The sequence below is a fragment of the Paraburkholderia sp. SIMBA_054 genome, from assembly GCF_046534875.1.
Lineage (GTDB): Bacteria > Pseudomonadota > Gammaproteobacteria > Burkholderiales > Burkholderiaceae > Paraburkholderia > Paraburkholderia hospita.
Genome location: NZ_JAWRXV010000019.1, coordinates 179,477 through 186,085, shown reverse-complemented (window position 1 = coordinate 186,085; position 6,609 = coordinate 179,477). Strand labels below are relative to the sequence as shown.

Below are 6,609 nucleotides of genomic sequence, written 5' to 3'. Positions count from 1 at the left end.
AAGCGGCGTGCACCGCTTCGGCGGTCATGGGTCCCTTCACGAACTGATCGATCAGTTCCTTCGGAATGGACGGTAACGCTGTCTGCGCTTCGGTAGTCGTCTTGGGTTTGCGTGGCATACATGCTCCTTGAGGTACATGCTATGCCCTGAACACAAAATCTATGACAGACCCCCCCTGACCGGCTGACTACGCTTTTGTTATTTTTATCGGACGTCGTTCAGGCCGCGCTCAATCTGCGATGACGCGCGCTAGTGGCTCCGTTCCGCAACTCGGCTTTTCCCGAGAGTCGAATCGGTGTCGCGCCGTGTCCATTTCCGCCATATGCGCTTCTACCCAGTCCCAGATGCCGCAAACCTTGTCGAGCAACGAGCGTCCGAGCGGCGTTAGCCGATAGTCGACGCGCGGCGGTATCACAGGATGAACGTGACGCGACACCAGCCCGTCGCGCTCCAACTGGCGTAGCGTTTTAGTCAGCATCTTCTGGCTGACATTGCCGATATGGTCGCGCAACCGCGAAAAACGCATCACGCCGTGCGTGCCAAGCGCGTCGATCACGAGGATCGTCCACTTATCTGCAATCTGCTCGATGATGTTGCGGGCCAACTCATCCGTTTTTGTCTGAACATCGTCATGGGCGACATGTCCGTCAAAGTCATTTATTTCCATGGGGAAGTATAGGAACCAGAAGGCGCCTTCATGTGAGTAATCGAGCCCGCACGCGACGCAAGCGCATCCTGTTCATTGAAGATCAGAAGCAAGCGCTACGACAGTGCGCTTGCTCCTGGTCGCCCTTTCCGGCGCAGCGCCGCCGCGACCGGGCCCCGTCAAGGTCAACTCGGTACATCATAGGCGATGCGCTAACCAAAGACGGCAAGCGAGTACATATACAACAGAATTATTTCAATTACATTCCAGAAGTGCTAGAAGGCACCTGACGGTGCCATACTTTCCTCGCGGAAACCAATAAAACTTATAGGGCGTCTTACGCCGAACACGCGCGAAAACATATGACGCCACGTCCATCGCAGGTCTCAGATCCCGCGTGAAGGAACTAGCGCAGCGCGCAAACGCCGGCGCATTGGCTTGAGCATCGCAATGGTTCCGGACTCCAGCGTGGCTTCTTCCCTGACGCTCCTTGAGCCGTGAGCTTTCTTAAGCAACACCCATTATCAGGGCGACGATGCAGCTGTCTACACAATGCGTATCGCGCAACACTCACACAGTTACTAAATAGTCCGAAATGAAAAAATCCGCCGTGGTCGCCATTTCGATTGCGTGCCTTGCATCTTCGAGTGCGTTTGCTCAGGGAAAAACCCGCAATGAAGTCTACCAGGCGTTGATCAAAGCACAGCAAAACGACCCAAGTGTTGTGACAGAACCGTATATCGGAATATCGATCCGATCTATGCATTGCAGGTCGCGCGTATGAAGCGGGAGTATCTCGCGCGGCAGAATGCATCCATCCCGGACAACGCGGCACATTGAACGGCAGTTCTTCCTTCGTTCAAAATCAACGTCCGACGTAAAAGGTGTTCGTCACACGAGTATCAATTCGTCAGCGCCCCGAAAGCGCGCCAGGTGTGACGGGTAAGCGAGGAAGGCGCTCCGGGAGAGGTGGTACTTCGCTGCCGAGTTGATTGTTGGTATTCTCACCCACTATGAACGACCTCAACACTTCCCGATTCGCTATTCGCCCACCGGCGGGCGCTGCGCCTGTCGGCGCCGTCCGCGGCCTCTCGCGCGCGGACGCCGTCTACCTTCAACTGCGCGACGATATCTTCGAACTGCGCCTGCTTCCCGGCGAACGGCTCACCGAGGGCACCGTCGCCGAACGCTTCAGCGTGTCGCGCACGCCCGCGCGTGAAGCGCTGCAGCGCCTGCAAAGCGACGGACTGATGCAAGGCTACGTACGTGGTGGCTGGGAAGTCGTGCCGATCGACTTCAAGCGCTTCGACGATCTCTACGAAATGCGCGAGCTGATCGAAACATTTGCGGTCCGCAAGCTTTGCGTGGCGCCGCTCGGCGAGGCGGTGCGCCGTCTGGTCGACGAACTTGGCGAGATCTGGAAAGTGCCCGCCGCCGCGCGCGAACGCGATGGCCGCAAGGTTGCAGAACTGGACGAGGCGTTTCACTATGCTCTCGTCGCGGCGACCGGCAACGATGAGCTAGCGGCGGCGCTAGAGCGCGTGACGGGCCGCATCCGCGTGGTGCGCTGGCTAGATCTCGTGCACGGCGATTGTCTCGACGAGACCTACCAGGAACATGGCGCGATTCTCGACGCCATCCGCACCGGCGACGCCGCCACGGCACTTGCATGCATCGAGCAGCATATTCGCGGCAGCCAGGCCGAAGTGCGCAAGCTCACACTGCACCGCCTTCAGAGCGCGCGCACTAAATAAGGTCACAGCGCCCCACCGCAGCACCTCGAACGCGTAGCCGTACCGCGTCACACTCAGATCGCAGCCCTCACCTTCCTCATTCCGCGTTTGCTGCAAGGCGCCGCCGCATAAGGCTCGCGCGTTGCACGTCCACATCCTGAAGAAATCTGGCACGATTCTAGCTGTTGTCGACAAGCACGTATACAAGCAACCCGCGCGCTTCAGCACCAAGGAAGCGCGCATACGCAGCGAGTCTGATGTTGTCGACAAACTTGAACCCTATTCGTGGCGTACGTGGCATGGCCGTTGCGCCCCACGCGCTCGCGTCGCAAAGCGCGCTAGCTGTGTTGCGCGAAGGCGGCAACGCCGTTGAGGCGATGATCTCCGCCGCCGCGACCATCGCAGTCGTCTATCCCCATATGAACAGCATCGGCGGCGATGGGTTCTGGCTGATTTCTACGCCGGGGCACACGCCAGTCGGCATCGAGGCATGCGGCGCGGCGGCCGCCGCGGCGTCGATCGAAGCCTATCGTGAGCGCGGCCTCGACGCGATTCCGTCTCGTGGCGCGCTGGCCGCTAACACGGTTGCAGGCACGGTCTCGGGATGGGAGCGCGCGCATCAATGGTCGTGTGAGCAGGGTGGCGGTCGTCTGCCGCTTGCGCGCCTGTTCGACGACGCCATCCACTATGCCCGCCACGGCATTCCAGTGACGCGCAGTCAGTCGCTGTGCACGTCGCAAAAGCGCGGCGAACTCGAACACGTGCCCGGATTCGCGCAGACCTTCCTCGACGTTGCCACGCACGAGACGCCGCCAACGGGCACGCTCTTCAAACAACCGCGTCTGGCGGCCACGCTCGAACAGCTCGCGCGCGCCGGCCTGCGCGACTTCTACGAAGGCGATCTCGCCGCCTCCATCGCAGCCGACCTGCAGGCACTCGGCAGTCCCGTCGCAGCCAGCGACCTCACCCGCCACGAAGCGCGCGTGCGCACGCCGCTCGCGCTCGCGCATTCCCTGGGCACGGTCTACAACATGCCGCCGCCGACTCAGGGTCTCGTCTCGCTGATGATCATTGGCCTGCTCGACCGGCTTCTCGAGCGTGGCATGGACCCGCTCGGCCCTGAATACGTGCACGCGTGCGTCGAGGCGACCAAGCTCGCGTTCGCCGTGCGCGACCGTCACATTACCGATCCCGACTACATGAACGTCGATCCGCAGGCGTTTCTCACGCCCGCCGCGCTCGACGAACTCGCCGCGCGCGTCACGCCCGGCGCCGCTGCGCCCTGGGGCAATGGCCTCGGCCCAGCCGACACGGTCTGGATGGGAGTGGTCGACGGCAACGGCCTCGCCGTGAGCTTTATCCAGAGCATCTATCACGAGTTCGGCAGCGGCGTGGTGCTACCGACCTCAGGCATCAACTGGCAAAACCGCGGCTGCAGTTTTTCGCTCGATGCACGTGCACGCAATCCGCTGATGCCGCTGCGTCGTCCGTTCCACACCCTCAATCCCGCGCTCGCCCGCTTCGACGACGGCCGCGTGATGGTCTACGGGAACATGGGCGGCGACGGTCAACCGCAATCGCAGAGCGCCGTGTTCTCACGCATCGCGCAGTTCGGCTGGAACCCACAGGCCGCCATCGACGCGCCGCGCTGGCTTCTCGGGCGCACGTGGGGCGCCGCCACCGACACGCTCAAGCTCGAAGCGCGCTTTGCCGCCGCGACATTCGACACGCTGCGTGCGTTCGGCCACGAAGTCGAAGCGCTGGGCGCTTATGACGAAGCAATGGGCCACGCGGGCGCGATCGTGCGTCACGCACATGGCGGCTTCGAAGGCGGCAGCGATCCGCGCAGCGATGGCGCCGTCGCGAGCTGGTAAATCGCGCCACATTAATTCGCATTCCTTGCTAATCCGTATGCGGTGCGGCGGTCCATCCGGCCGTCGCGGCGCGTGCGCGAGTACTTCACTCTGATCCGGAGAAAAGACGTATGAACACCCTCAACGCAGCCGCAGTGCTGCCGATGCGCGCGTCGGCGCGCCGCCGCTGGACGCAGCTTGCGCTCGGCCTCGTGTGCATGATGTCGATTTCGAGTCCGCAGTACGTCTGGACGCTGATGACCAAGCCGCTGATGACCAAGCTGGGCATAGCGCTGCCGGAGTTGCAGGTGACCTTCTCGATTCTGGTGCTGCTGCAGGCGTTCTGCTCACCGTTCCAGGGTGCGTTGATCGACCGCTTCGGCCCGCGCTTGCTGATCTCGATCGGAACGCTGCTGGCCGGCGCGAGCTGGATGTTGGCCGCGCACGCGGACAGCACGCTTGCGCTCTACCTCACATATGGCGGCGTGGGCGGGCTCGGTACGGGCATCGTCTACGTGGGCGTAGTCGGGCTGATGGTACGGTGGTTCCCGCATCGACGTGGGTTTGCGGCGGGGGTGGCGGCGGCGGGCTATGGCATGGGCGCAATCGTGACGACATTTCCCGTTTCGGCGTCGCTGGCCGCGCATGGCATCGACGACACGCTCGCGCTTTATGGGCTTATCTTCGCCGTGGTCGGCTTCGCCGCATCGCAAGGGCTGCGGGCGCCCACCGAACAATCGGCGAGCGAGCTGCAGGAGCACGCGCAGGAGGACACCGTGCGCGACTGGCGCCCCGCCCAGATGCTTCGTGCTCCGCTCTTCTGGCTGATGTTCGCGATGATGACGATGATGGCGACGTCGGGCCTGATGGTGACGTCGCAGATGGCGTCATTCGCCGCTGACTTTGGCGTGAGCAAGGTGCTCGTGTTCGGCCTGGCGGCGCTGCCCCTCGCGCTTACCATCGACCGCTTCACCAACGGGCTCACGCGACCGCTGTTCGGTTGGGTATCGGACCGATTCGGCCGCGAGCAGACGATGGGCTTCGCCTTTGCACTCGAAGGCATTGCGATGGCGTTGTGGCTGCTCACGCGGGACAACGCGACGTTGTTCGTGTTGCTGTCGGGCGTGGTGTTCTTCGGATGGGGCGAGATCTTCTCGCTGTTTCCGTCGACCTTGACCGACACCTTCGGTACGCGCTACGCGACGGCCAACTACGGCTGGCTGTACATCTCTTTCGGCATTGGCTCGATCTTCGGCGGCCCGCTTGCCGCGCTGCTCCACCAGCACACCGGCAGCTGGATTCCCGTGTTTTCAACCGCGATCGTGCTGGACATCGCCACGGCGCTGCTCGCAATGCTGGTTCTCAAGCCCGCGCGGGCGCGCTTTCTGAACGCGGCGCGGGCCGGCCAGGCGGGCCGGGCCATCATCTGACCCAACATCTGCATGGCTGCGCGGGCTTCGAGTGTGATGAATCAGAAGGCTGCCATATCACAGCTATAAGGCAGAAACGACGATTTGATCACCCGCGGAGTCCAAACGCCCCCTATCGATCGTTTGCTGCCCTACACGGCGACAGACCTCTCGAAGACAACAGGCCCTACGCAGGCTGCTCAATGTAGAGGAATTACCAGGGGAGGATCTGGCCGTGGCGATCGGTAAAGCGAAGACCCGGCTTGCCTGCGTTGCGCTCCACCATGTCAACCACCAGCGGGATGCTGTCCGAGATCTCGAGCTCCGCCTCAGGTCCACCCATCTCAGTGCGAACCCATCCCGGCGCCACAAGCAACAGAGCGCGCGTGTCCTCCTTATTGCGCGCAGCGAACGCCGCCATAAGCATGTTAAGCGCTGCCTTGCTGGAGCTGTATAGCTCCCAGAACCCGAGGCAATTGCCGATACTGCCGATTTCCGACGACATAACAGCGATCACACCGTTCTCAACCACAGAGTCATGGAATACCTCGATGATCCGCATGGGGCTCAGCGCGTTCGTCAGCATCATGTCGAGAAAGTCCTTCTCCTCAACCTCGACCGGCGTGAGCTCGTTCGCCTTACAGATCCCTGCGTTGACGAAGAGCACATCGAGCTTACGATCCTCAAGGCGAGAATGAAGTGCCTTGACAGATCTGAGGTCAACCACGTCGACCGTTTCGATTTCGAGCGTTTCCGGATAACGCTCCTGAAGCTGCTTCAGGCCGAAGGACTGACCGCGCGAAGTTGCGATCACCTGCCAACCTCTTCCACAGTATTCTTCAGCAAGGGCCAAACCCAGGCCTCGGGATGCGCCTACCACCAGGACTGTCTTCTTCGTAGTCATCTCAAACTCTCCTATCTACCGGTACGGCGACGTTGCTCTGACGTCATTGAATATGGCCTTCGAG

At 61.8% G+C, this 6,609-nt stretch carries 5 protein-coding genes; 3 read left to right on the top strand and 2 right to left on the bottom strand.

Annotation, left to right across the window (positions count from 1 at the left end; all coding sequences use genetic code 11):
- Positions 1-229 precede the first annotated feature (229 nt).
- The gene (locus SB822_RS23790; RefSeq protein WP_242681879.1) at positions 230-604 is read right to left on the bottom strand and encodes a winged helix-turn-helix transcriptional regulator; all 375 of its coding nucleotides are present in this window, start codon (positions 602-604) and stop codon (positions 230-232) included.
- A gap of 1,055 nt (positions 605-1,659) precedes the next feature.
- Between SB822_RS23790 and SB822_RS23785 the strand changes: the two genes are divergently transcribed.
- The 3 genes from SB822_RS23785 (at position 1,660) to oxlT (ending at position 5,662) form a co-directional block, all read left to right on the top strand.
- Entirely contained in the window at positions 1,660-2,400 is a 741-nt protein-coding gene (locus SB822_RS23785) for a GntR family transcriptional regulator (RefSeq protein WP_086910045.1), read from the top strand.
- 278 nt (positions 2,401-2,678) lie between these two features.
- Complete coding sequence (locus tag SB822_RS23780; protein ID WP_090837530.1) at positions 2,679-4,253, top strand: gamma-glutamyltransferase family protein; 1,575 nt, start codon at positions 2,679-2,681, stop codon at positions 4,251-4,253.
- 110 nt (positions 4,254-4,363) lie between these two features.
- Complete coding sequence (gene oxlT, locus SB822_RS23775; protein WP_090837528.1) at positions 4,364-5,662, top strand: oxalate/formate MFS antiporter; 1,299 nt, start codon at positions 4,364-4,366, stop codon at positions 5,660-5,662.
- Positions 5,663-5,855: 193 nt separating this feature from the next.
- Here oxlT and SB822_RS23770 read toward each other — a convergent pair whose 3' ends face one another.
- Positions 5,856-6,545 (bottom strand): SDR family NAD(P)-dependent oxidoreductase, encoded by a 690-nt coding sequence (locus tag SB822_RS23770; protein ID WP_086919025.1) that lies wholly within the window; start codon positions 6,543-6,545, stop codon positions 5,856-5,858.
- Positions 6,546-6,609 lie beyond the last annotated feature (64 nt).